The following is a 25,725-nucleotide window of genomic DNA, read 5'->3' on the forward strand; positions in this document are numbered from 1 at the left end:
GTTTCTTAAAGAAGTCGCGAATATACGGCATCGCCGTCTAATCTTCGAATTTGCTCAGGTTTTTTTGGATGAGGGCGAGATTCTTCTGCAGGGTTTGTTTCAGCTGTCTTTTGACCACCTGGCCCATAGAACGGCATTTGAGAAAAGCGGGATTCCTGAAATGTTCACTCAGTTCGGTTTTCAGCTGGAGCAGCTTCTCGGGGCTGGAGATGAGCTGGTCTTTTGCCATGATATTCAATAGTTCCATCAGTCTGAACCGGGAGGAGGCTACCCGGAAGGCCATCATGGTCCTTTCTTCCGTCTGGTATTGTTCGATGGATTCCTTGTTAAGGTATTTCAGGGCCAGCCCTACAAAAGCGTTGTTCTCCTTGAAGAATTGCGGGATGTAGAGGTTCTTCCTGCCTTCGTATGATTGCTGATCGAAGTCGATGGCCCTGATGCGGTATTGGTAATCTTCGATATCCGGCGTGATGTCTACGACGAAGTTATAGGCGCGCATATCTCCCAGCAGCCGTACGAAGCAGCGTTCATTGAACTTGACGAATTCTTTCGACAGACGGATCTTATTGGTCAGAGGGTCGTCGATGAAATTTTTGATAAAGAGGTCACCCGGTATGCCGGGGATATGTTCTTCCACCAAAGTGCTGTGGTGCGTAAAGAAGGTAATGCGGTTGGGAGAAAGCAGATGTTCCAGCTCCAGGCCATAGATACGGGAGGCATCGGCCTGTTTGATGTAATAGTGATCGTAGTTATCGTTGAACTTGTTGACGATGCGGATCCGGAAGGGATTGGAATTGGCAAAGCTGCAGAAGTCGATCCTTGCTACATCGAGGTGCTTGGTGTAGCTAAGGTCACCTTCCGTTTTTAGGATGGCGTACATCTGAACCAGCCCTTCGCGGATAAAGTCCCAGTGCCGCATGTCATAGAGGGCTGTTTCCCAAAGGCTATCCTGGCCGTGCTTGTCCCGAAGGGGGACGGAATAGGTAATATGCTGCAGCAGATCGCGATAGGATACGGGCTGCCGCACTTCACGGCCATGGTGTTTCAGGTAATTGCGCAGGGGCTCCTGGACTGGAAAAATGGGTTTTTTCCGGGACGGCTTGTTTGACTCTCCGTCAGCGGCGGATGGGTGATCACTGAACTGCATGTTCAAATGTCGTATTTTCCTTTTACTTATCCTCGTCGGCTGAATTTTGCGCGGATTTTGGGATGGATTTGTCGAAAAGGGAGGAGAATTGAGTCGTAAGGGATATGAGAGAGGTCAGCAGTCCCGTCATCTTTTGGAACAGCGCGTCCTGTGTGAAGAAGATAAATAATCCAAAGGCGGTGAACAGGATCATCAATCCTGTTTTGAATGACAGCCATTCTCCATTTTGGCGGCTCTTTTTTATTGCGGCTACGACTTCGGGATCTTCCGCTTTTTGGAGGACAAATTCCCGGAAGCTGGGCGTGATCAGCTCCAGGTGTCCATTCCTGCGAAATTCAAGCAACCTGTCGTTTAGCAGATCGAAAAGGGTATTGGCTGTCCTGTAATTGGGAAAGCCGTCTCTTGCCAGGTCGAAAAGGACGAATTTTTTGACGGGGGGTAACGAGGACCATCTTTCCGCGTAAACAGCTGCGTAGGCGGCCCGGTTGCGCAAAATGGTCTCTGCTTTATCTATCGGGTCTGTTCCGGCTTCCTTTTCTTCCACGCGGAGAGCGGACATGAGCAGGCCAAAGCTGGCGGGGAGGCCGGGCGATGGCTGGAATGGCTCGCGTGGCCTGTTGTCATAATAAAATTGCAGACCATTATGAAACATGTCAATGAGGAATATCCTTGTGGCGAGGGCCCTGGTGAGCTTATAGACCAGGAATACGATGAGGAGCTGCGCCAGGTAAAAGAGGATCATAAAAACAGGTCCGATGGCTTTATCGGTGCGTTGGATCAGGCCAAAGCTGGACCAGGAGGCTTCCCTGCCTGCTTCCAGCCGGAGTCCGCCGGGATTGATATGATCCTGCGGGTCATCGTAATCCAATCTCACGGGAGAAAGGGCGTCGCCGCCAGGTGTTGAAAAGCGCCAGGTCCCGTCTGCTGCTGAATCAGGTGGGGATACGCCTGCCAGCACATTGGTATCTCCCGGAAAGAATACGTCATGCACCCTGACGTATTGTGAAGCTATGGGGAAGAAGGGGGTCCCTTTGTCCGTAGGGTCCGGGCGGACATGTTCATTCCGTATGAGGTAAATGCCGAAATCGAATTTAAGCTGCCGCAGACTTTCCAATCTCCTATTGTAGTTGGTGTCGGCGAATTTGTAGACAGCCGTCCGTTTGTTCAGCATCAACCTTCGGCTGTTGATGGTCCTGGCCATTTCCAGTCTCGTGCTATTCCGTCGAAGTCCTGTTTCCTGTCTGAAGAAGAGCCAGAAGATCCCGCACGCCGGAACGACACTGATAAGGAATACGCCCATGACGATGGCCATGGAATAGCTGCGGAGCCAGGAGGGGCTTCGTCTGCCGCTCCAGTCGAACAGGGCTTTTTTCATCCGGAACAGCCGGCCGTCCGTGGGAGCCTGCAGATAAGAAGGGGTGAAGATGGTGACGAACAGCAAATGGACCGCCAGGAACAGGGCCTGGACGGCCATTGACAGCAAGGGGATGCCGATGGTGGAGGCGCCGAAGAAGGACAGGCAGACCTGCAATACCAGGCTCAGGGAAAAAAAGATGACCAGCGGGATCAGCGGACTCATGTGCTGCCGGAGTTTCTTTTCCTTTTCCCGTACGGTATAATAGAATAATGAGCAGTAGAAAGGAAGGGAGATCGTGATGAAGAAAAGTGAGAATTCATATTCACGCGGCATGGATGAAATGACGATCCAGGCAAGGATATAGACGGCCAGCATGGCGAGCAGGCCGATGACCAGATGCAGATAATACCTATTCTTATGCTGCCGTGGTCTTAACCATTCGAAGTGCAGTGGCGGGGTCAGCAGGATGCCTGGTTTTTTTCCTGTCCATTCGTTTATGACCGTCGACAGTATGAGCAGCGCGACGATGCTGATGGTAAAGATGGCCGAAAGACCGATGACATGGATCTGGAAATGATCTGTGCTGGTAAGGTCGGAATAGGAAAGCAGGGTATAAGGCAGACCTTCCATGGGCGTCGCTTCCAGCGCCACGTCCCTGCCTTTCAGCTGAAAATGACTGAAATACCGGTGGTTCCTGAAGCGTGCGCATTCCAGGATGGCGGACGATCCCTCGCTTTCTTTCTGGATGTTGGATAAGAGGGCGCGGCCTGGTTTGGAGTCATACAGTACGGCGCCATTCTCGTCGATGATGCTGAAATTATAGCCTTGGGGCAGCACGGTATTGGTGACTGAGTGCATTTGCGCGGATAGCCCTACCAGCATGGGGCGGCGCAAGATCCGGATCTTTCCCTGGCTCATCACTCTTTTGGGGGGCGCGATGCTTTCGATGACAACCGTGATCGTATATTCTCCGTCCAGTCTTGAAAGCGTGGGCTGGATGGTATAATGCCATCGGCGATTGAGATATTTTCGATTGACAAAGTCTTTGAAATAATCACGGTCCTCCACATTCAGGAGCAAGGGTTTATTATTGCCTGTCTTCCCGCTCCATGTCGCCACCCATTTTCCGGAGGAGTCGATCCAGAAGGCATAGTCCGTGTAGGGGTATGCGTCCGCGTAAAAGGTGTGATCCAGGCGCTGGCTATCCCCGCGGTTCAGCACATAGTCACCGCGCAGTCCTGCCATCAGGGCACTGTCGGCGATGCCATCGATCTGCAGATAGGCGGTATCCCATTTTTTAAGCTGCAGGCAGATGGTGTCGATCTCACGGAGGAATTGTCCCTGGACGCTCCGTGAGAAGCGTCGGAGTGCGGCCCTGTCATCTGCCGACTGAGCACGGGTGAGGAAAAGCCACGAGAAAAGGAAGAAGCAGGTGAAGGCAGCAACAAAATAAGCGCCGACGATCTGACGGATATTCCAATCGGTGATGGATTCGCCGGCGCCCAGGATAAATATCTTCAGGATGGGCAGGCAAATGATCAATAAAAGGATAATGATGCCGGCAGGTACAAAAAGCTTCAGGGGGATGTCCTTATACCCGCTGTTGTAATCGGCAGTGCTGATGATCCCGGCCAGTGTGACGTGTACGGCGCCGAATTGCAGCGGATAAAGGAATAGTTTATGGGGCGTGCCTTCAATGCTGACATCGTGAATGAACTGGGGATTGAGCCCATCCCTTTTTTTTAGCAGCGTATCCGGATCGAAGTCACTGCCCAGGGGAAGATTGTCCGAATTGAACAGGATGTTCTTTTGAACATTGCCGGCGGAGGGTTGACCGATGAGCAGATAGCTATTGAAAATGTCCTTATAGGTGGATATGAGCGGGGTCAGCAGGCTATCAAGCGGCGTGGACATGAAGATGGTGTCTTTACCCGAGGCGTGGACCAATGGGTAGGAAAGCTGCCAGCTGTCATTGTTGAATTTGTCGGGAATGAGGGTTGCGGGATAGACGCTGATCGTGCTGTCCCTTTCATCGGGACGCCGTGGCGTGCATTTAAAGGATTGAAGCAGGGGGCTGGAGGATTGGGGCTTGTTGAGGAAATACCGGATGGCCTGTACATAGCCATTATCCCTCCGTTGTATGGCTTTTGCTATTTGCTGCAGCTCCATGTAGGCCCGGTCGTTGAGCGCGCTTTGTTTGCCGGGAATATATTTCAGGAAATACAGGGACAGGAATATACCCAATATCAACAGGGTGAGCATGACAGGTATAATTGTCCGTACGATCGTATTGCCGCCACCGGAGGTGCCCATGATCATAAAGGTAGGTTACTTATGACAGGTGTATATACCCCAAAGGGGGTATTTTACAGGCTATCCAGGAGCTGACGGAAGCAGGCGGGACTTTCCAGCAGGCGGCTGCCATACCAGCTGAACATTTCACCATCCACCAGCCTGAACCTGGCTGCCGGCAGGACTTCCCTGATCTCTGCGATATGTTTGTCACGGAAAGGGTAGGGTTCGGAGGATAGCAACACCAGTTCACAACGACGATCAGCCAGTTCGTCCAGCGTTATAGCAGGATACCGGTTCTCGCCGGCGAAAATATTGCTTAGGCCGCATTGTTGCAGCATATGGTGGATGAAGGTATCCCCACCGGCCACCATCCACGGGTCTCTCCATATGAAGTAGGCGGTGCGGAGAGGCCGGGGGTGTAAAAGAGCAAGCTCCTGAAATTGCCGCCCGATGCGGTCTGTCAGTGAAAGCGCTTCCTGCATTTTTCCCGTGAGTGTTCCCAGGGCGTTTATCATGGCAAGCGCATCTTCCAGGGTCGCGACATCGCTGACCCATACAGGGTAGTTAGCCGCCAGCGCTTCTATCTGGTGTTGCTGGTTCTCTTCCTTATTAGCGATGATCAGATCGGGCTGCAGGCTTTGAATGATGTCGGAGCGAATGTCCTTGGTACCGCCTACGCGTGTTTTTTTACGGAACCAGGAGTCGGGATGAACGCAGAATCTGGTAACGCCTATTACTTCTTCTTCCAATCCCAATGCATGGAGCAGCTGGGTTTGAGAAGGCACCAGGGAAATGATCCGGCGGGGAAGATGATCGAGGGAGATGGTTCTGTTAAGCTGGTCGGTAAAAGCGGGCATGCTGCAAGATACGAACGACTTTCCGCTCTGCCAGTAGGGGGCAATGCTGTGGGAGGGCCCATCGGTAAAGGCCTCCTGCTAAATTCGCGCACTAATCAGTTCCTTTAAGAGTTTAGCAGGAGGGTACCGGAGTTAAAGCAGGTGGTTTTTGAACACTAGGATAGGACACTTGCTTTTTGGTTTTTCTCGGACGTTGGATCTTAGACAAGTCTTTTATTGGATGTGTTGGATTTTTCAGGATAAGTTTCGTTTCTCAGGATCGGTTCCGGGTTTTTTGGTTTTTCGGAATGTTGGTTCTTTTCGGTCTTTTAAAGGATACCAGGGTTTTTTACAGGATTTGGTTCTTTGGTTTTTCCGGATGATTGGATCAGAGCCTTGACGTTTGGTTTTTTTTCACAGGATAACAGAAAAATAGAAGTTGACTGATATTGGATTGTAACCTGGAATTTCTTTGGATATTGGGTCAGGTTCTTTTACTGGATATTGGATTTTGACTGGTTTTTCGGATACTGGGTGATTGATAGCTATCAATCAACTTCTAAATCAAAAATAATTTGTTAAAGTTGGAAAGGCAAGAGAGGTTTTGCTCTATTTTTTTTCATCAGGAATTACTAAGCTGCTCGTAATCATTGCATAATAAGCTAGTAAAAATGCAGTGCGGGGCTATGGGAAAGATACGATAAGCCGGAAGACAAAAATATTAATAATTGACAATCATTATATTAGGTATATAATTAAGTTGTGTGTCCTCAAGCGCCCAGTGCGTGAATGACGTCATACTTGGTGACGATGTGGTAATTCCCGCTGTCATCTTTTCCCAATACGGCCCCGTTTTCGCGGGTGATCAGGCTGCTAAGCCTTTCGAGAGGGGTGTCAAAGGAGACGATGGGATAGGGTTTTTCAAGCACTTCGGCTATTTTTTTCCCTTTTATATCCTGTCCATTGCTCATCATCCGGGCGAAGAGACCGCTTTCACTGATGGCGCCGACGGGTTCGCCCTGCCGGAGGACGGGCAGGTTTTCCACATTGTATTTCTGCATCAGTTCGAAGGCCTGACCCACCGTTTGATCAGCGTCTACGGTGATCAGGCGCTTGGCGCCCCGTCCGGATACGATGTCCTTGAAGGTTTTCACGTCCAGGAAACCACGTTCCATCATCCATTGGTCGTTGTAGACCTTTCCAACATACCGGCTGCCGTGATCGTGCAGGATCACCACCACCAGGTCATCCTTTTTCAGGAGATCTTTCAGCTGTAGCAGACCCTGTACGGCAGTACCCGCGCTATAACCGCAGAAAAGCCCTTCTTCCTTGGCAATACGCCTGGCCATGACGGCGGCGTCCTTGTCGGTCACCTGCTCGAACACGTCCACATATTTCATGTCGTAGTTCTGTGGCACGAAATCTTCTCCGATGCCTTCGCTGATATAGGGGTGTACCTGGTTCATGTCCACTTCTCCGGTGCGGAAGTATTTGGTGAGCAGGGAACCGAAGGGGTCCATGGCCCATACCTGAATCCCGGGGTTCTTTTCTTTCAGGAACATGGCAGTCCCGGTGACGGTGCCGCCTGTACCGGTGGCTACCACCAGGTGAGTGATCCTGCCATCTGTCTGTTGCCAGATCTCCGGTCCCGTCGTCTCATAGTGCGCCTGCCGGTTGGCCAGATTGTCGTATTGATTGGCATGGAAGGAGTTGGGTATTTCCTTAGCGAGGCGACGGGCGATGGAATAATAGGAGCGGGGGTCTTCCGGCTCAACATTGGTCGGGCACACGATGACCTCAGCGCCCAGGGCTTTGAGAATATCTATCTTTTCCTTGGATTGTTTGTCGGTGGTGGTAAAGATGCACTTATAGCCTTTTACCACTGCTGCCAGGGCCAGGCCCATGCCTGTGTTGCCTGAGGTACATTCGATGATGGTGCCACCCGGCTTCAATTTGCCTTCCTGTTCGGCCACTTCGACCATTTTAAGCGCCATCCGGTCCTTTATCGAGTTGCCCGGATTGAAATATTCCACTTTGGCCAGTACGGTGCAAGGCAGATCTTTCGTCAGTTTGTTCAATCTGATCAATGGAGTATTGCCGATGGTCTCCAGGATGTTGTTTTTGATATCCATGCGGTAAAGGTAACAAGGTTTTTGTTTACATTTGCGCCCCACTCGACTTACTATGGAACCAATATATATTCAAAAGATCGCAGAGAAATTAAGCTTTAGCCTCAGGCAGATTAACAATATCCATGACCTGCATGCGGAAGGCGCCACTATTCCATTCATGGCCCGCTACCGGAAAGAGGCCACCAACAATATGGACGAGGTCCAGATCAACGATGTGGTGGAGCAGATAAAATATTTCACTGAGCTGGATAAGAGAAAGGAAACGGTGCTGAAAACCATCGAAGGGTTGGGCAAGCTTACCCCCGAATTAAAAGAACGTATCATAAATTGTTACGACGCTACGGAGCTGGAAGATATTTATCTTCCGTATAAGCCCAAGCGTAAGACCCGGGCTACCACTGCCATTGAAAAAGGACTGGAGCCTTTGGCCAGATTTCTTTTCGAGCAAGGAGCTGGAGATCCCAATGAGGAGGCCGCTAAATTTTTGAACGAGCAGGTGAAGGATCAAAAAGAGGCTTTGCAGGGCGCCCGTGATATCATCGCGGAATGGGTTGCGGAAAATGAGCAGGCGCGTAATAAGGTTAGGCAATTGTTCACCGAAAGCGCTGCGCTCAGCTCGAAAGTGCTGACCTCCAAAAAGGACGAGGAAGACGCCCAGAAATACAGGGATTATTTTGAATTCAGCGAGTCCCTGGCCAATTGCCCTTCGCATCGCATCCTGGCCATCCGGAGGGGCGAGAAGGAAGGCTACCTGATCATGGATATCAACATCGACAAGCAGACGGCTGTGGACGAGCTGGACAGGATCTTTATAAAGTCTTCCCTGCCAGCGGCAGGGGAAGTGAAGAAAGCCATAGAAGATTCTTTCGACCGCCTGCTGAAATCTTCCATTGAAAATGAGTTCAGGCTTCTCAGCAAGAATAAGGCCGATGAGGAAGCCATCCGGGTATTTGCCGAAAATCTCCGCCAGCTGCTGCTGGCCTCTCCTCTCGGCTCCAAGAGGATCCTGGCGCTGGACCCTGGATTCCGTACAGGCTGTAAGGTGGTATGCCTGGATGCGCAGGGAAATTTCCTGCACAACAGCACCATTTATCCCCATCCTCCGCAGCATGAAGTACAGGCCAGTACGGCAGAGCTCCGTCGACTGGTGGACAAATACGATATCGAAGCCATCGCTGTTGGAAACGGAACGGCGGGTCGTGAGACAGAGCAGCTGGTACGTGGCATCGACTTTGGTCGGCATGTCAGTGTCTTCATGGTGAATGAAAGCGGCGCTTCCATCTATTCCGCCAGTGAAACGGCCCGGGAGGAATTCCCCGACCAGGACGTGACGGTACGGGGAGCGGTGAGCATCGGCCGTCGCCTGCTGGATCCTTTGAGCGAGCTGGTGAAGATAGACCCGAAATCCATCGGGGTAGGGCAGTACCAGCATGACGTCAACCAGAACAAACTGAAAGAGGAGCTGGATCGCATTGTGGAAAGCTGTGTGAATCATGTCGGCGTCGACCTCAATACCGCCAGCAAACACCTGCTGACCTATGTATCCGGCCTCAGCGCCACGCTGGCGAAGAATATCGTTGAATACAGGGCAAAGAACGGGGCTTTTGCAAACAGGGAAGAGCTGAGGAAAGTAAGCCTGATGGGGCCAAAGACCTTTGAGCAGTGCGCCGGCTTCCTTCGAATCCGGGCGGCTGCCAACCCCCTGGATAACAGCGCCGTTCACCCGGAGACCTATAATGTGGTGGAGGCCATGGCGAAGGACCTGGGCTGCACGGTGACGGACCTGATCCTTCAATCTGACCTGCGGAAGAAGGTCGTCAAAAAGAAATATGTCTCGGAAAAAGTCGGGGAGTTCACCATTGACGATATTATGAAGGAGCTGGAAAAGCCCGGTCGTGATCCACGAAGCGTCATCGAAGAATTCCGTTTTGAGGAGACCATCAAGACCATGGAGGATCTCAAGCAGGGTATGACGGTGCCGGGTATTGTTACCAATATCACCAATTTTGGTGTTTTCGTGGATATTGGCGTCAAACAGGATGGGCTGGTGCATATCTCCCAGCTGAGCAATACGTATGTGTCGGATCCGAATGAGGTGGTAAAGCTGCAGCAGAAGGTAATGGTGACTGTCATGGAGGTGGATATCTCCCGTAAGCGGATCTCTCTATCTATGAAGGGTAATAAGCCGGCTGCCGCTGGTAAGCCGCAAGGCGGAGCCGGTCAGCGCCCCGCACCTTCAAAAGCGCCGGCGGCCAAGGGAGGGGAGAAGGCTTTGGATCCTTTCCAGGCAAAGTTGATGGAGCTGAAGAAAAAATTCAAGTAGCCGTCCCGTCATCAGGCTTCTTTGTTGCCATGTGCTTCCAGGTGTTGTTGTTTTTTGCGTTGCAGGTACATATCCAGCATCACGAGCCCCAATATCACCAGCACCAGCATGAAGACATTCGTATAGCCGCTGTTGAAGAGCTTGCTCCAGTTGAATTCCTTCATCTTTGTGTCGAGGTTGAGGTCGTAGCGTGGCAGGAAAGAGGATGAGGAGCCTGAGCCGGACCATTTGAACTGTCCAAGACAAAAGACGAGAAAGCCAGTGATCATGGCTATAAAGAAGCCTCCGATGCTGCGAATGATATTCTTATTGATATATGTTTTCGTAGCCGGCGCTACATGCAGCCTGGCGATCTCTTCCATTACATTTTTGGTAAAACGCATGGAGGGCGCTTCCAGCTCCGTGGCATCCATCATTTGATGAATGTTCAGCAGCTCTTTGTACTTATGCTGCCAGTCTATATTCCCGGCTATCAGGGCTTCAATGGCGGACTGTTCCGCAGGGCTGCTGAGTCCGTCGATATAATCCCACAAGCGTTCTTCCATTTGAATAGGTGTGTCCATAATATAGTTTTTGTCATTCCCCTTGTATCTCACGTATTTCATGACTGAAATATTTTTCCATTTTTTCCTTCAGCCTGTGCCGGGCCCGGTGCAGCTTTACCTTTACGGTATTGGCCTCCAGCCCCATGACCTTGCTGATCTCTTCCAGGGATTGCTCTCCTTTATAAAATAGGGTGATCAGCTGTGCATCATCCGGACTGAGCAAGCGAATGGCTTCATTGACCATGGCATGCCTGGACTTCTGCTCGATGGTATTGGCTGAAAAGCCTGACTCACGGTTCTCCAGCTGCAAAAAGGTCCTTTCATTGTCGATGGACGTTATATCCAGCTTCTTTTTCCGCAGAAAGGTGATGCAGCTGGTGCGAACGATGGTATAGAGCCACGTACTGAATTTCGATTCGCCCCGAAAATCCGCCAGGGAGCGGTAAGCCTTTACAAAGATATCCTGGGAGATCTCTTCGGCATCTTCGCGACTGTCGGTAAAGCGCAATACGAGTGTAAAAACGTAGTTCTGATAGCGTTCGACCAGCGGTGCAAAAAAGGATTGCTCTCCTTTTAGGATTTTGCTAATGAGCTCTGTATCAGTAAGTCCGGGTTGTAACACATTAATAAGACGGCTGCTGTCGAAGGCAGGTTACAGAAAGGTACGGAATTTAAAAGATAGCCGGGTTGTAACCTCCGCGTTCCGGGGATAGTCCTAGTTCCTGTAAACAGTCGATCAGCTCTTTTTCAGAAAAAATATTAAAAAATCTGTAACCCCGGACGAGCTGCAGTAGTCCGATGAGGAGCGAGAGGCAACATTTAAAAAAGAAAAAAGTAATACAATGCAACCAGAACAGTTAGTTTTTTTGTGGTTAATACTCTTAAGCCTGGGAATTTGTGCTATGGTTTTTGGCATACGTTATATGCGGAACAAAGAGAATATGGCCATGATCGAGAAAGGGCTGGACCCGAATATCAAGCCAGAGAAACCCCGCCCAGCGCCTTTCCGCAACCTTAAATGGGGGCTGTTGCTCGTTGGCGCCGGAATTGGGCTTTTTCTCGCCTATTTGCTGGACAATACGGCTTTGTATAACATTGGGCATGATCATTTTGGGACAAATGGCGCCAATGTGTCGATCTACTTTGCCATGATCGCCATCGGCGGCGGGCTGGGATTGATCAGCTCCTACAGGATCGAGAAGAAGGAATTACTGGACAAGGACAAATAACCATATACCCTTCGGTACCGGAAGTCCACTGAGAAGTGGGCTTTTTTTATTTTTTTAGGGTTTCCAGCGCTTTATTGACCACAGGGTCGTAGGCATTGCTCACCTCGTAATAGCCTTCTGTCCGCCAGATCTGCCTGGCCATCAGGGCTTTGATACGATGCTGCAGGATCTCCTTATCTTTTTGGGGGATGGCATGCAGGTCGATGGTATCCCTGGTGGCATAATTGGCCAGGCCGTTCCAGAGCTGCTCCTCCCCATGAAAGCCCGCCACAAATTCGGCAGGGGTCTTAAAGGATTGGAAAAGAGGCATATGCTGGATATAGTAGCTGTATATGAAGCGGCTGAGTGTCCCATCCATGTACAGGGAAGTGATGTTCTTATCCAGGGTCGTCGTATCGAAGCCTACGAAGATGTCGGGCGTGATGCCCCCTCCTCCGAATACCGTTCTATGCTGCTTGCCAAAGGTCTTGTAGGCCGGTCCGGCATGAGCCGTTGCGCTGTCGCCGTGGACTACTTCTCCATTGCGGAACCTTTTGATCACTTCCTCATTATAGTCTTCGTGTCCTTTATCGTAAGGTTTCTGGATACTGCGTCCCGTGGGTGTATAGTAGCGAGCCACTGTCAGGCGGATGGCGGAACCGTCGCTGAGCTGGTATTGTTCCTGGACCAGACCTTTACCAAAGGTCCTGCGCCCGATGATGGTGGCCCTATCCCAGTCCTGCAGTGCACCGGCCAGCACTTCACTGGCAGAGGCGGTGCCTTCATCTGTGAGGATGACCGTCTTGCCATTCTCGAAGAGACCGTCACGGCGGCAATGATATTCCACTTTGGGGGCCCGGGCCCCTACGGTATAAACAATGAGCTTGTCTCCATCCAGGAAATCGTCTGCAATTTCGATGGATTCCTGCAGGATGCCGCCTCCATTGCCTCTCAGGTCCAGGATCAGCTGCTGAAGCCCTTTTTCCTGGAGGCCTTGTATGGCGCGGGCAAATTCGGCATGGGTGGTCTCGGAAAATTTATTGATCCGGATATACCCTGTCTGCTTATCTATCATGTAGGATACATCCACGGCCGGCAGCGGTATGGTGCCCCTGGAGACGGTGAAATCCTGGGGTTGTCCTTTCCGCAGTACTTTGATGATCACTTTACTGGCGCCGGGTCCTCTCAGCAGCGTTCTGATCTTATCGGTGGAAATACCGTTTCCGGCGACTATGGAATCACCGACTTTTAAGAATTTATCACCCACCTGTAGTCCTGCTTTGTCGCTTGGACCGCCTGCCAGCACGCTGACGACGTTGACCGTATCGTCGAAGATCTGGAATTCTATGCCTACGCCTTCGAAATTACCCTGCAGGTCTTCGTTGACCTCGGACAGGTCGGCGGCAGGGATATACACTGAATGGGGGTCCAGGCGGGTCAGCATGCCATCGATGGCTGCATTGCCCAGCGTGTCCATGGATACGGGGTCCACGTACTTCATATTAACAAGGTCGACCACCTCCTGTACGGGGGATTGTTTACGAGTCTTAAAAAAGCCGGAAGTGACGATGTTTCCCCTTAGACGAAAGCCGATGAGCATTCCCATGATCATTACGACGGCGAATAACAAAGGGAGCCAGACCTGAAGTTTTTTCATTCGACGCAAATTAAGCTACAAGCTGCAAGCTACAAGCTGCAAGCCAGGATTTTTTTAGCGGCAAGCTGCAGGCTTCAAGCTACAAGCGGGGATTTAGAAGGTGGTACCTATAAGTCATTCACTTGCAGCTTGTAGCTTGCCGCGTGCGGCTATTTTTATAACTTGCAGCCCAAAAGAGGGGGGTAATGAATATACTCATAGCCGATAGCGGCGCTACGAAATGCGAGTGGTGTCTTTTGCATGAAGGCAAGCGGAAGAAGGTGGATACCCAGGGTATCAGTCCTTATTTCCTGGATGCGGCGGGAATCGCCAAAGTTATTGAGACGGAGCTAAAGCCTTTCCTTGCAAAGTGGCCGGTGGATGTCGTTTATTACTATGGTACGGGGTGTAAGGACCCGAAGAACCAAAAGGTCGTACAGAAGGCTCTGCGACAGGTGTTTCCGGGGGTTGCAGCCCATGTTACGCATGACCTGATGGGGGCTGCCTTGTCTCTTTGCGGAGATACCAAAGGTATTGCCTGTATCCTGGGGACAGGAAGCAATTCCTGCTATTTTGATGGCAGGAAGATCTCAAAGAACAGCCCGGGGCTGGGTTTTGTGCTGGGGGATGAGGGAAGTGGCGCCTATCTGGGTAAAAAGGTATTACAGTATTATCTTTATAATACATTTGATGAGGAGCTGCGGTATAAGTTCGATGCGAAGTATGTCACAGACGTCAAGGAGATCCTGGAAAGTGTTTATAAGCGGCCATTGCCTAACCGTTATCTGGCCTCTTTTTCGTTGTTCCTGGCGGAGAACCGGGGACATTATATGATCGAGAATATCATCGAGGATGGATTGAACGATTTTTTCTTCCAGCATTTGTGTAAGTACCGGGAAAGCTGGAAATTACCGATCCATTTTGTAGGAGGGGTGGCATATGGCTTCAGGGATGTGGTGAAAGAGCTGTGTGGGACGTATGAGTTCGAGCTGGGGAGGATCCTGCAAAAACCCATGGATGGATTGATAAAATATCATAGCGAATCGTAAACATTAACAATTAGTATAAAGTATGGCATTTGAGAAGGTTACCGAGGAGCCCAGCCGGTATCATGACCTGGAGAAAATGAGTATTTTCGAGATCCTTACCTCCATGAACAAGGAAGACAAGACGGTTCCGGAGGCTGTTGAGAGAGCTATTCCGCAGATTGAAAAGCTGACGATGGTGATCACGGACAAGATGCTGGCGGGCGGCCGGCTGTTCTACATAGGCGCGGGGACCAGCGGAAGGCTGGGAGTGCTGGATGCCAGTGAGATCCCTCCCACCTATGGTATGCCTTTTGATCTGATCATCGGGGTTATTGCAGGCGGGGAAGGCGCTATTCGCAAGCCGATAGAGAATGCCGAGGACGATTATGAGCAGGGTTGGGCGGACCTGGAAAGCTATGACATAAACGAAAAGGACGTAGTGATCGGCATAGCGGCGAGCGGAACGACGCCTTATGTGATCGGTGCAATGGAAGAAAGCAGGAAAAGGGGTATTATCACTGGTTGTATCGTCTGCAATCCCGGTTCTCCCGTGGCGGAGCAGGCGGATCATCCGATCGAAGTGGTGGTCGGTCCTGAATTTGTCACCGGGAGCACTCGCATGAAGAGCGGTACGGCCCAGAAATTGGTGCTGAATATGATCTCTACCGCTGTGATGATCCAGATCGGAAGGGTGGAGGATAATAAGATGGTCAATATGCAGCTTACGAATAGCAAGCTGGTGGACCGGGGCACCAAGATGGTAATGGAAGGCACGGGGCTGACGGATTACGAACAGGCCAAAGCCCTGCTGTTGAAATCCGGTAGTGTAAAAAAAGCAATAGAATCTTGTTAGGAATATGCATGAAATAGAACCTTTTTATAACTGGCGCCATATCTATGTGAGCGAAGAAGACGAGCGATCGCCTTTTTACGGAAGGGTTTATTCTGAATTTGTATTCTCCCATACTATCTATAACTATTATATCCATCCGCAATGGGATGAGTTCGAATCGCGGACGCTCTACATGAAAGTGCTGCTGGCCGACTATGACGAGCATTATGTGGTGATCGAATTGTTCGGAGAGTGGAATGATGCGATCGAGAATGACATTATGAACATAAAGCGGGAGGTCGTCGACAAATTTGCCGAGTCCGGTATCACGAAATTTATCCTTATTGCCGAGAATGTGCTCAATTTTCACAGTGGCGACAAGGACTATTATGAGGAATGGTTTGAGGAGGTGACTGACGCCGGCGGATGGATTGCCTGTCTCAATATGCCGGAGCAGACGCAGCATGATTTCCGTAAGGCCAAGCTCAATCGATTCATCGAATTGATCGAGCTTGATAACTGGCGGACCTACAAGCCTTTCCATTTGTTCAAGCTGATCGACCAGCAGATCAATAACCGGTTGGATTAGGCAATTTTCAAGCTTTTTTAGGTTTTCTTAAAATAAATTTTATTATTCGGGAGAAGTCTTTAATTTTGGTGCATTATATGAACATCGCGAAGGCATACCGTTATTTTTACTTTTACTTTTTTTACTACTTTACAAGTAGGCCGGGAATGCTTTTGTTAACAACTAAATAAGAAGAAACTTAACATAAAGAGTCCCGGCCAGAAGGCCGGGACTCTTGCTTTTAAACCATGAGCACAAGAGTATCCATTCAGGGCTATGAGGGCAGCTTCCACCAGGTGGCTGCGCAGCAATTTTTCGGCAAGGACGTAGAGGTTATCACTTGCGCCACTTTCCGGGAGGCCATCCGGGTGGCGGCTTCTAAAAAGGAGAGTGACGGGGGGGTGATGGCCATCGAGAACTCGATTGCGGGCAGCATCCTTCCCAATTACAATCTTCTGCAAAAAAGCAATCTGCGGATCGTAGGGGAGATCTACCTGCAGATCCGCCAGCAACTTCTGGTCAATCCAGGGGTGAAGATAGAGGATGTCCGCGAAGTGCATTCTCATCATATGGCCTTGTTGCAATGCATCGACTTTCTGGAAAAGCATCCTCAATGGAAGCTGGTGGAGACGGAGGATACGGCTCTGAGCGCCAAGCTGCTGCAACAGCACAGGAGCAAGCATGTGGCGGCGATCGCCAGCAAGCTGGCTGCCGAACTTTTCGACCTGGAGGTGCTGGCGCCCAATATCCATACGATGAAGAATAATTACACCCGTTTTCTTATCCTGCAACGGGAAGACAGGGCGGAGAAGGTGGAACGCGCGGACAAGGCTTCCGTGAATTTTCATACGGACCACTCCAGGGGAAGCCTGGCCAGGGTGTTGACAAGAATTGCGGAAGGGGGGATCAATCTCAGTAAGCTGCAATCCTTTCCTATCCCCGGAACTGAATGGGAGTATTCTTTTCATGCAGATATGGAATTCGAATCGCTGGAGCAGTTCAACAGCGTGATGGAATCAATACGTCCCATCACGGCGGAGCTGAAGATCTACGGTATTTATAAAAAAGGGAAAACAGTTTGAAAATATGCAGACATCGAATCTTATAACAACAGCCAGGAGGCTGGAAGGCATCGGTGAATATTACTTTTCTCAGAAGCTGCGGGAGATCGACGAGCTCAACAAGCAGGGAAAAAATATTATCAACCTGGGCATTGGCAGCCCGGACCTGCCCCCACATCCTGACGTGATCCGGGTGTTGCAGGAAGAGAGCGCCAAGCCCAATACGCATGCCTACCAATCCTATAAAGGTTCGCCTGTGCTGCGTAATGCGATTGCCAATTGGTACCGGGAATGGTATGGGGTGGAGCTATCGGCTGATACGGAGATCCTGCCACTCATCGGCAGCAAGGAGGGGATCATGCATATTTGTATGACCTATCTGAATGAAGGTGACAGGGCCCTTGTACCCGACCCGGGTTATCCCACTTATCGCAGTGCGGTGAAGCTGGCGGGAGGTGTTTGCGTGGATTATCAGCTGACGGCTGAGCAAGGCTGGTACCCGGATTTTGACGCCCTTGAGCGGGTTGCAACGGATGGGGGGGCTCCGGTCAAACTGATGTGGGTGAATTATCCGCATATGCCCACCGGGCAGCTGCCGGATGTAACATTATTCGAGAAGTTAGTGGCTTTTGGAAAGAAGCATAACATCCTCATCTGTCATGACAATCCTTATAGTTTTATCCTGAATGAGGCGCCGGCAAGCCTGCTGGCGGTGCCGGGAGCCAGGGACATCGTGATCGAGCTCAACTCTCTCAGCAAGTCGCAAAATATGGCAGGCTGGCGGGTGGGGACGCTTTCGGGTTCCAAACAACGGATCGATGAGGTCCTGCGGTTCAAGAGCAATATGGACAGTGGGATGTTCCTTCCGTTGCAGCTGGCTGCGGCCAAAGCGCTTTCATTGGGAAAGGATTGGTATGACAGTGTCAATAAGGTTTACCGGGAGAGAAGGCAATGGGTCTACCAGTTGTTGGAGCAGCTGGGCTGCGAATTCGATCGCGGACAGGCCGGGATGTTTGTCTGGGCCAAGGTCCCCGGAGATCACAAGGACGGCTATGCGCTGAGCGACAAGGTGCTGTATGGAGCCGGGGTGTTCATTACGCCCGGTGGTATCTTCGGTAAGGCCGGAGAAGGATATATACGGGTGAGTCTTTGCAGCAGTGCCGAAAAGCTGCAGGAAAGCATCAGCCGAGTCGCGCAGCTACAGAAAGGCGCGCCATTATCAACACTGGAAAAATAGCAAATAAACATTGCCATGTTTGATTCAATGACAATAGTCGGGGTAGGATTGATCAGTGGAAGTTTTAGCCTGGGATTAAAGGACAGGGGGCTTGTAAAGCACGTGATAGGGGTGAGCCGGACGCCTGCTAGCCTGGACAAGGCGCTGGAGCTGGGGCTGATCGATGAGGCGCTGCCTCTGGAGGAGGCCGTCAGGAAGAGCGATCTGATCTATGTAGCTATTCCCGTCGATGCGACAGTGCCGATGATGAAAAGGATCATGGACCTGGTGAATGACAGGCAGATAGTGGCGGATGCGGGTTCTACCAAACAGGTGCTGTGTGAAAGCCTGGCAGACCATCCTATGCGCAAGCGGTTCGTGGCTACCCATCCTATGTGGGGTACGGAGTACAGCGGTCCGGAAGCGGCGGTGCGGAATGCCTTTGCCGGCAGGGCCTGTGTTATCTGTGGGAAAGAGGACAGCGACCCTGAGGCGGTGAGACAAGTGGAGCATATATATAAATTGCTGGGTATGAATTTGGTCTATATGGATGCGGATGCGCATGACATGCATGCCGCCTATATCAGCCACATCTCCCATATTACTTCCTTTGCCCTGGCGAACACTGTCCTGGAGAAGGAAAAGGAAGAGGATGCGATATTCGACCTGGCCGGGGGAGGTTTTGAAAGTACGGTGCGGCTGGCCAAGAGCAATCCGTCCATGTGGCTGCCTATATTCAAGCAGAACAGGGAGCATGTTTTGGACGTGCTGAACGAGCATATTGCCCAGCTGCGGAAGTTCAAGAGTTGCCTGGAAAAAGAGAATTATACCTACTTGCAGGAGCTGATGGAAAATGCGAATAAGATCAGGAAGATCTTAAAGTAATAGTAATGGTGCGATCCAAAGTTAAAATGGGCTAAAGGCCCTAGAAATCGTACCTTTGCGCCAAATTTTAATAGTATATGATGACATTCGAAGGGTTGGGCTTGGATGCCAGGCTGGTTCAGGCTACCGATGCACTGGGATTCAAAAATCCGACCCCTATACAGGAGCAGGCGATTCCTGTTTTATTAAGTGGGACCAAGGACCTGGTAGGTCTGGCGCAGACTGGCACCGGCAAGACGGCTGCTTTCGGGCTTCCGTTGCTGCAACTGATAGATGCGGCCCAGAAATATCCCCAGGCCCTGGTAGTATGCCCAACCCGTGAATTATGCCTCCAGATCGTCAACGAGGTGGAGCTCTTTAAGAAGTTTATGCCTGGTATGCATGTGCTGGCTGTTTATGGGGGCAGCTCCATCGGCCTGCAGATCCGGGACCTGAAGCGCGGGGTGCAGATAGTGGTAGCCACGCCGGGTCGTCTCATCGACCTTATCGAGCGCAAGGCGATCAACCTGGAGCAGATCAAATATGTGGTGCTGGACGAGGCGGACGAGATGTTGAACATGGGATTCCAGGACGACATCGAGTTCATCCTTCAGAATACGCCTCAACGGGAAGCTACCTGGCTGTTCAGCGCTACGATGCCGGCTGAGATCAAAAGGGTCAGCAAGAAGTATATGCAAAGCCCGAAGGAGATCACGGTGGGCAAGATGAATACTGCGAATAAGGCCATCGATCATCATTACTACGTGACCAATGCCCATCATCGTTATGAGGCTTTGAAGCGGCTGATCGATTTCAACCCCGGCATCTATGGCATCATCTTCACCCGTACCAAGGCCGACGCGCAGAACATTGCGGAAAAGCTCACCCGGGAAGGATACGACATCGACGCTCTTCACGGGGACCTTACCCAGCAGCAGCGTGACAAGGTGATGGGTGAGTTCAGGGAAAAGACCCTGCAGTTGCTGATCGCCACGGATGTGGCCGCCAGGGGTATCGACGTACAGGGTATCACGCATGTGATCAACTACGAACTGCCGGATGACGTGGAAGTATATACGCATCGGAGCGGCCGTACCGGAAGGGCAGGGAATACGGGGATCTCACTTTCCCTGGTCCACAGCCGTGAGATCGGTAAATTAAGGCAGATCGAGCGCATCGTACAGGTGCCTTTCCATAAGATGGAGCTGCCCAGCGGAAAGGATGTATGTCGCAAACAGTTCTTTTCCTTCATGGATAAATTGCTGCAGGCGGACATCAGCCACGGGGATTATGAGACTTATGTCCCAATGCTGGCCGAGAAGTTTGCCGACATCAGCAAGGAGGAAGTGCTGAAGCGGGTGGCTGCGATGGAGTTCGACCGGTTCCTGAAATATTATGAGAATGCCGAAGACCTGAATGTACGGGAAAGGGTCCGTGAATATGCGGGTAAGGATGGACGTGGCGCGGATCGCCGTGATTTCAATCGTCGTGACGCGGGGGGAGAGGGAAGAGTGCGCAGGGAATACAATGGGAATACCACCGGCGGCGATTTTACCCGGCTGTTCGTCAACCTGGGCACCAAGGACGGATTTTATAAAGCCAGTTTCCTGCAGTTCATCCTGGACATGAGCGATCTGCGTAAGGAGGTCCTGGGCCGCATAGACATGAAGGAAATGAACAGCTGGATCGAGATCGATAAGCGGTCTGCGCAGCAGATGATCCGCGCCATTGACGGGAAGAACTATAAGGGACGGCGGATCAGGATGAACGATGCGAATTCGAGATAACAAACTTTAATATAATACGCTAAAATCTATTGTATATGGAAGCGACAGAAACCAAGAGTGCAAAAGAGGTTGTTCAGGCCGCATGGAAAAAGCGTCCCCTGATCATCTCCGGGCCCTGCAGTGCAGAGACCGAGGAGCAGGTGCTGGAGACCGCCGGCCGCCTTGCAAAGACCGGCAAAGTGGACATGATCCGTGCCGGTATCTGGAAACCACGTACCCGTCCGGGCAGCTTTGAAGGCATCGGGACGAAGGGGCTGGCCTGGATGCAGCAGGCAAGGAAGCAAACGGGGCTGCCTATAACGGTGGAAGTGGCCACCGGTAAGCAGGTGGAAGATGCTTTGCACTTCGACGTGGATGTTTTGTGGATCGGCGCCCGCACGACGGTGAATCCATTCAGCGTACAGGAAGTGGCGGATGCGCTGCGCGGCGTGGATGTACCTGTGCTCATCAAGAACCCAATCAATCCTGACCTGGAGCTTTGGACCGGGGCCGTCGAAAGAGTAGCCAAGGCAGGGATCAAACAGATCGGGCTGATACACCGGGGATTCAGCTCTTATGGCAATACGGAATACCGCAATGCGCCCATGTGGCACCTGGCCATCGAGATGAAGCGCCGCAGCCCTGAGCTCATGATGATCAATGACCCCAGCCATATCAGCGGTCGCCGCGATATCCTGCTGGACGTTGCCCAGAAAGCGATCGACCTGGACTTCGACGGCCTGATCATCGAAAGCCATATCGACCCTGATAAAGCATGGAGTGATGCCAAGCAGCAGATCACTCCGGAAAGGCTGGCCGAATTGCTGGACACTATCAAATGGCGTCATGAGACCACTACGGAAAAAGATTTCATCACGGCCCTTGAAAAGCTGCGGGAACAGATCAACCACATCGATGACGAGCTGATCCAGCTATTGAGCCAACGTATGAAGATCGCCGATAAGATAGGGACCTATAAGAAGGACAATAATATCACTATCCTGCAGACCAACCGGTGGAACGCCATCCTGGAAAAAGCATTTGCCAAAGGCGAAAAGCTGGGCCTGAGCAAGGAGTTCATAACGAAGTATTATGATGCCGTGCATATGGAGTCCATCAACCACCAGAACAAGATCATGAACGCGTAGTCATGGGGGATCCCACCGTCTATCTTTTTGTACATGTGATCTGTACTGTACAGGGGCGTGAGAAGCTGCTGGCAAGGCCGGCTAGGAAAGTATTATTCGTCCATATGCAAAAGGAGGGAGAGGAAAAAGGGATCAGGATCACGGCAGTTAATGGCGTGGAAGATCATATACACTTATTACTGCAATTAATGCCTTCGCAAAACCTTGTACAGGTGGTAAGAAGCATCAGGACGGCCGCGGCCGGCTGGTTAAACGAAAATAAGCTGCTGCCTGCCGCCTTCGAATGGGACGAAACATATTATGCCTTATCCGTGAGTCCCAGCAGTGTCAAACAGGTGAAGGACTATATAGACAAGCAGGAAGAACACCACAAGACCAAAACCCTTGAAGCCGAGCTGGAGGCGTTTGTTAGACTCAAAGAACAGATATGACGAAACTACAGTATAAATTTTCCGGTAAGACGACCACTTATTATTTCGATGCCGGTCTATCTTACCTGGAGAAGCTCGTGGACAAGCAACAGGCGGTGATCCTCACGGATGAAAATGTCTTCAGGCATCATCAAAAGAAGCTGAAAGGCTGGAATACCATCGTAATAAAGGCGGGCGAAGCTTTTAAGATACAGGTCACGGTGGACTCAGTGGTCAACCAGCTGATAGCCTTGGGCGCCGACAGGAAAACTTTTCTCATAGGCATCGGTGGTGGCGTGGTGACGGATATCGCCGGTTATGTCGCCGCCATTTATATGCGGGGCATTTCATTCGGGTTCCTTCCCACCTCCATACTGGCCATGGTGGACGCTTCGATAGGAGGCAAGAACGGCATCGACGTAGGACTCTACAAGAATTTAGTCGGCACCATCCGCCAGCCGCAGTTCCTGCTTTATGATTATAGCCTCCTGAAAACCCTTCCGGATGAAGAATGGATCAATGGGTTTGCAGAGGTGATCAAGCATGCCGCCATTAAGGATGCGGCCCTTTTCAGGGAACTGGAGAAGAACAAGCTTTCCACCTATCGCAAAGACAGGAAGGCACTCGCCAGGCTGATCCGCCGCAATGTGGTGATCAAATCCAATGTGGTGGAGAAGGATGAATTCGAGCATGGGGACCGGCGGCTGCTGAACTTCGGCCACACGCTGGGGCATGCTATCGAGAACCTTTACAGCTTGTCTCATGGCCAGGCGATCTCCATTGGCATGGTGGCGGCAAGCCTGATCTCCGAGGAATACACGGATTTCAAGGATACGGAAAGGGTCATCAATACGCTGAAAAAGTATGGGCTCTCCACACAAATAGACTTCGATGCCAAAGAAGTGATGAACTTGCTGCGGATGGATAAGAAAAAAGTGAAGGATTCCATGAATTACATATTTCTGAACAAGATCGGGCAGGCCAGTGTGAAGGCCATTCCCATCGTACAGCTGGAAAAGCTCTTATTGTCAATTATAACGGCTCGCTGATATGCTTACGACCATATTACCATCTATATTAAAAGGAACGATACAGGCGCCGGCCTCCAAGAGCTCTATGCAGCGGGCCTGCGCTGCCGCGCTGCTGAACCGGGCGGAGACCACTATCCTCAATCCCGGCTATAGCAATGACGATAAGGCTGCGCTGGGCGTCATACAGGCACTGGGCGCAGAAGTGAAGGAAGAGGCAGGCGGACTAAAGATCACCGGCAAAGGGGTACAGCCTGGAAAGGCAGCTGTGAATTGCGGAGAAAGCGGCCTGGGGATCAGGATGTTCGCGCCGATCATCGCCCTGAGCGAAAAGCCTGTCGTCGTCAATGGCGAAGGCAGCCTGCTCAGCAGGCCCATGGATTTCTTCGATGAGATCTTTCCGCAGTTGGGGATCCGCGTTATTTCCAATAAAGGCAGGCTGCCCCTGGAGATCCAAGGTCCCTTGCGGCCCCGGACGATCACCATCGACGGGTCGTTGAGCTCTCAGTTCCTCACAGGACTTTTATTTGCGTATGCTGCTGCGGGAGCGAAGGACGTATCCATTCGCGTGACCAACCTAAAGAGCCGGCCGTATATCGATCTTACTTTACAGGTACTGGGGCATTTCGGCTGGAAGGTCGAGAACAGGAATTATGAGGAGTTTTACTTTTCCGGTCTTACGGCAGCGGCGGAAAGCCGCAGCTATAGAGTGGAAGGAGATTGGAGCGGAGGCGCTTTTCTGCTGGTAGCCGGGGCTATTGCCGGGCCCATTACGGTGAAGGGGCTGGATACCGACAGCACGCAGGCAGATAAAGCCATTCTTCAGGCATTGAAGGACAGCGGGGCTGTGTTGACCATTCGCGATGGAGCGATGGACATTGGTCCTGCGGCATTAAAAGCGTTTGCGTTCGACGCTACGGATTGCCCGGACCTTTTCCCGCCGCTGGTAGCACTGGCTGCTTATTGTGAAGGGACCACCCTTATCGACGGCGTAGGCCGCCTGGCGCATAAGGAAAGCGACCGGGCACTCACCTTACAGCAAGAATTCGGCAAGCTGGGAGTCGCCATCCGGCTGGAGGGGGACAGGATGAGCATAGAAGGGGGCAAGGGGCTGAAAGGCGCCGTTGTGCATTCACGCCATGACCACCGGATAGCGATGGCATGTGCGGTAGCGGCGCTTCGTGCGGATGGTGAGACCACAATTGAAGAAGCAGAGGCCATCAACAAGTCTTATCCGGATTTTTATGATCACCTGCATCAACTAGGGGCCGACATAAGTATTAAAAAGCAATTAGTATGAACGTATTCGGCAGGCTATTCAGGATAACCATTTTCGGCGAATCCCACGGGGAAAGCGTTGGCGTGAACATCGATGGATGCCCCGCTGGCTTGCCTTTGAGCGTGGATGATTTTTTAGCCGACATAGAAAGGCGGAAAGGCGGCACCCAGAAAGGGACCACGCCCCGTAAAGAGGATGACCTGCCTATCTTCAAAAGCGGGGTCTTCAACGGACGGACTACGGGTGCGCCGCTGACGATCCTTTTTGAGAATAACAATACCCGGTCGACCGACTATGAAAAACAGCGGGCTGTTCCGCGTCCCGGGCATGCGGATTTTGTGGCACATCAAAAATTCGGAGGTTTTGAAGATTTCCGGGGCGGGGGACATTTTTCCGGCCGCCTGACCGTGGCACTGGTGGCTGCCGGCGTCATAGCCAAGAAACTGCTGGCAAGGGTAGGCTCCGGTGTTCCTGTGCGGGCGACGATCCTGGAGATCGGGGGGGAGCAAGACCTGGAAAAAGGATTGCAGAAGGCCATCGACGCGAAGGATACCATTGGCGGCATCGTCGAATGCCGGGCGGAGGGCCTTCCCCTCGGTCTGGGAGAACCTTTTTTCGACTCAGTGGAGTCTGTGCTGAGCCATGCTGTTTTCGCCATCCCCGCCATCAGGGGAGTGGAGTTCGGTACTGGCTTTGCCGCGGCCAGGATGTTCGGCAGCCAGCATAATGACGCCATCGAGGACACTGCAGGCAGGACGAGGACCAATCATGCCGGGGGTGTGGTGGGTGGTATATCCAATGGCAACGAGCTTGTTTTTCGCATAGCCGTCAAGCCTACCTCGTCAACGCCCAAAGAACAGCTAACGCTCAATTGGGAGACGGGCGAACAGGAGACTTTTTCTGTAAAAGGGCGTCATGACCTGTGTATTGCCTTAAGGGTGCCCGTGGTGCTGGAAGCAGTCACTGCCCTGGTGCTGGCCGATCTCTTGCTGTTGGAACAGCATATACCCCGACGAATGAGGGATGAATTCTCCGATTAGGCTGCC

General features: G+C 51.5%; 21 protein-coding genes. 14 read left to right on the forward strand and 7 right to left on the reverse strand.

Annotation, left to right across the window (positions count from 1 at the left end):
- Nucleotides 1-37 precede the first annotated feature (37 nt).
- The 4 genes from Q4E93_RS17255 to Q4E93_RS17270 all read right to left on the reverse strand — a co-directional run bounded on the left by Q4E93_RS17255 (nt 38) and on the right by Q4E93_RS17270 (nt 7,767).
- Nucleotides 38-1,147 (reverse strand): hypothetical protein, encoded by a 1,110-nt coding sequence (locus Q4E93_RS17255; protein ID WP_303587637.1) that lies wholly within the window; start codon nt 1,145-1,147, stop codon nt 38-40.
- A 22-nt stretch (nt 1,148-1,169) separates the two neighbouring features.
- Nucleotides 1,170-4,823 carry a hypothetical protein gene (locus tag Q4E93_RS17260; protein WP_303587296.1) on the reverse strand — a complete coding sequence of 1,218 codons (3,654 nt, stop codon included), beginning with the start codon at nt 4,821-4,823 and terminating at the stop codon, nt 1,170-1,172.
- Between the two features lie 47 nt (nt 4,824-4,870).
- Nucleotides 4,871-5,656 carry a helical backbone metal receptor gene (locus Q4E93_RS17265; RefSeq protein ID WP_303587298.1) on the reverse strand — a complete coding sequence of 262 codons (786 nt, stop codon included), beginning with the start codon at nt 5,654-5,656 and terminating at the stop codon, nt 4,871-4,873.
- A gap of 749 nt (nt 5,657-6,405) precedes the next feature.
- Nucleotides 6,406-7,767, reverse strand: coding sequence for a pyridoxal-phosphate dependent enzyme (locus Q4E93_RS17270; RefSeq protein WP_303587299.1), 1,362 nt, complete (start codon nt 7,765-7,767; stop codon nt 6,406-6,408).
- 52 nt (nt 7,768-7,819) lie between these two features.
- On the opposite strand from Q4E93_RS17270, the gene Q4E93_RS17275 reads away from it, so the two are divergent.
- Nucleotides 7,820-10,090, forward strand: a complete 2,271-nt coding sequence (locus Q4E93_RS17275; RefSeq protein ID WP_303587301.1) for a Tex family protein — start codon at nt 7,820-7,822, stop codon at nt 10,088-10,090.
- A gap of 11 nt (nt 10,091-10,101) precedes the next feature.
- On the opposite strand, the gene Q4E93_RS17280 is transcribed toward Q4E93_RS17275, so the two are convergent.
- Both Q4E93_RS17280 and Q4E93_RS17285 read right to left on the reverse strand, forming a co-directional pair.
- Complete coding sequence (locus Q4E93_RS17280) at nt 10,102-10,695, reverse strand: anti-sigma factor family protein (RefSeq protein ID WP_303587303.1); 594 nt, start codon at nt 10,693-10,695, stop codon at nt 10,102-10,104.
- The gene (locus Q4E93_RS17285) at nt 10,667-11,257 is read right to left on the reverse strand and encodes an RNA polymerase sigma factor (protein ID WP_303587305.1); all 591 of its coding nucleotides are present in this window, start codon (nt 11,255-11,257) and stop codon (nt 10,667-10,669) included. The genes Q4E93_RS17280 and Q4E93_RS17285 overlap by 29 nt, the downstream gene beginning before the upstream one ends.
- 220 nt (nt 11,258-11,477) lie before the next feature.
- Between Q4E93_RS17285 and Q4E93_RS17290 the strand changes: the two genes are divergently transcribed.
- Nucleotides 11,478-11,864, forward strand: a complete 387-nt coding sequence (locus Q4E93_RS17290) for a DUF6249 domain-containing protein (protein WP_317505171.1) — start codon at nt 11,478-11,480, stop codon at nt 11,862-11,864.
- A 46-nt stretch (nt 11,865-11,910) separates the two neighbouring features.
- Here Q4E93_RS17290 and Q4E93_RS17295 read toward each other — a convergent pair whose 3' ends face one another.
- The gene (locus tag Q4E93_RS17295) at nt 11,911-13,500 is read right to left on the reverse strand and encodes a S41 family peptidase (RefSeq protein ID WP_303587308.1); all 1,590 of its coding nucleotides are present in this window, start codon (nt 13,498-13,500) and stop codon (nt 11,911-11,913) included.
- A 185-nt stretch (nt 13,501-13,685) separates the two neighbouring features.
- Between Q4E93_RS17295 and Q4E93_RS17300 the strand changes: the two genes are divergently transcribed.
- From Q4E93_RS17300 to Q4E93_RS17355, 12 genes are all read left to right on the forward strand, one after another.
- Nucleotides 13,686-14,528, forward strand: a complete 843-nt coding sequence (locus Q4E93_RS17300) for an N-acetylglucosamine kinase (RefSeq protein ID WP_303587309.1) — start codon at nt 13,686-13,688, stop codon at nt 14,526-14,528.
- A gap of 22 nt (nt 14,529-14,550) precedes the next feature.
- Nucleotides 14,551-15,360 (forward strand): N-acetylmuramic acid 6-phosphate etherase, encoded by an 810-nt coding sequence (murQ, locus tag Q4E93_RS17305; protein ID WP_303587311.1) that lies wholly within the window; start codon nt 14,551-14,553, stop codon nt 15,358-15,360.
- 4 nt (nt 15,361-15,364) lie between these two features.
- Nucleotides 15,365-15,928, forward strand: a complete 564-nt coding sequence (locus Q4E93_RS17310) for a hypothetical protein (RefSeq protein ID WP_303587313.1) — start codon at nt 15,365-15,367, stop codon at nt 15,926-15,928.
- Nucleotides 15,929-16,155: 227 nt separating this feature from the next.
- Nucleotides 16,156-16,989, forward strand: a complete 834-nt coding sequence (locus Q4E93_RS17315) for a prephenate dehydratase (RefSeq protein ID WP_303587315.1) — start codon at nt 16,156-16,158, stop codon at nt 16,987-16,989.
- Nucleotides 16,990-16,993: 4 nt separating this feature from the next.
- Nucleotides 16,994-18,205: a pyridoxal phosphate-dependent aminotransferase gene (locus Q4E93_RS17320; protein WP_303587317.1), complete on the forward strand. Its 1,212-nt coding sequence runs from the start codon at nt 16,994-16,996 to the stop codon at nt 18,203-18,205.
- Nucleotides 18,206-18,220: 15 nt separating this feature from the next.
- Complete coding sequence (locus tag Q4E93_RS17325) at nt 18,221-19,069, forward strand: prephenate dehydrogenase (RefSeq protein WP_303587319.1); 849 nt, start codon at nt 18,221-18,223, stop codon at nt 19,067-19,069.
- 77 nt (nt 19,070-19,146) lie between these two features.
- Nucleotides 19,147-20,835 carry a DEAD/DEAH box helicase gene (locus Q4E93_RS17330; RefSeq protein WP_303587321.1) on the forward strand — a complete coding sequence of 563 codons (1,689 nt, stop codon included), beginning with the start codon at nt 19,147-19,149 and terminating at the stop codon, nt 20,833-20,835.
- Nucleotides 20,836-20,870: 35 nt separating this feature from the next.
- Nucleotides 20,871-21,962, forward strand: a complete 1,092-nt coding sequence (locus Q4E93_RS17335) for a chorismate mutase (protein ID WP_303587323.1) — start codon at nt 20,871-20,873, stop codon at nt 21,960-21,962.
- Between the two features lie 2 nt (nt 21,963-21,964).
- Nucleotides 21,965-22,393: an IS200/IS605 family transposase gene (tnpA, locus tag Q4E93_RS17340; protein ID WP_303587326.1), complete on the forward strand. Its 429-nt coding sequence runs from the start codon at nt 21,965-21,967 to the stop codon at nt 22,391-22,393.
- Complete coding sequence (gene aroB, locus Q4E93_RS17345; protein ID WP_303587328.1) at nt 22,390-23,421, forward strand: 3-dehydroquinate synthase; 1,032 nt, start codon at nt 22,390-22,392, stop codon at nt 23,419-23,421. The genes tnpA and aroB overlap by 4 nt, the downstream gene beginning before the upstream one ends.
- 1 nt (nt 23,422) lies before the next feature.
- Nucleotides 23,423-24,700, forward strand: a complete 1,278-nt coding sequence (gene aroA / locus Q4E93_RS17350; protein WP_303587330.1) for a 3-phosphoshikimate 1-carboxyvinyltransferase — start codon at nt 23,423-23,425, stop codon at nt 24,698-24,700.
- Entirely contained in the window at nt 24,697-25,719 is a 1,023-nt protein-coding gene (locus Q4E93_RS17355; protein ID WP_303587332.1) for a chorismate synthase, read from the forward strand. Before aroA ends, Q4E93_RS17355 begins: the two co-directional genes overlap by 4 nt.
- Nucleotides 25,720-25,725: the final 6 nt, after the last annotated feature.

It is taken from the genome of Flavitalea plasmicola, assembly GCF_030546645.1.
GTDB lineage: Bacteria > Bacteroidota > Bacteroidia > Chitinophagales > Chitinophagaceae > Puia.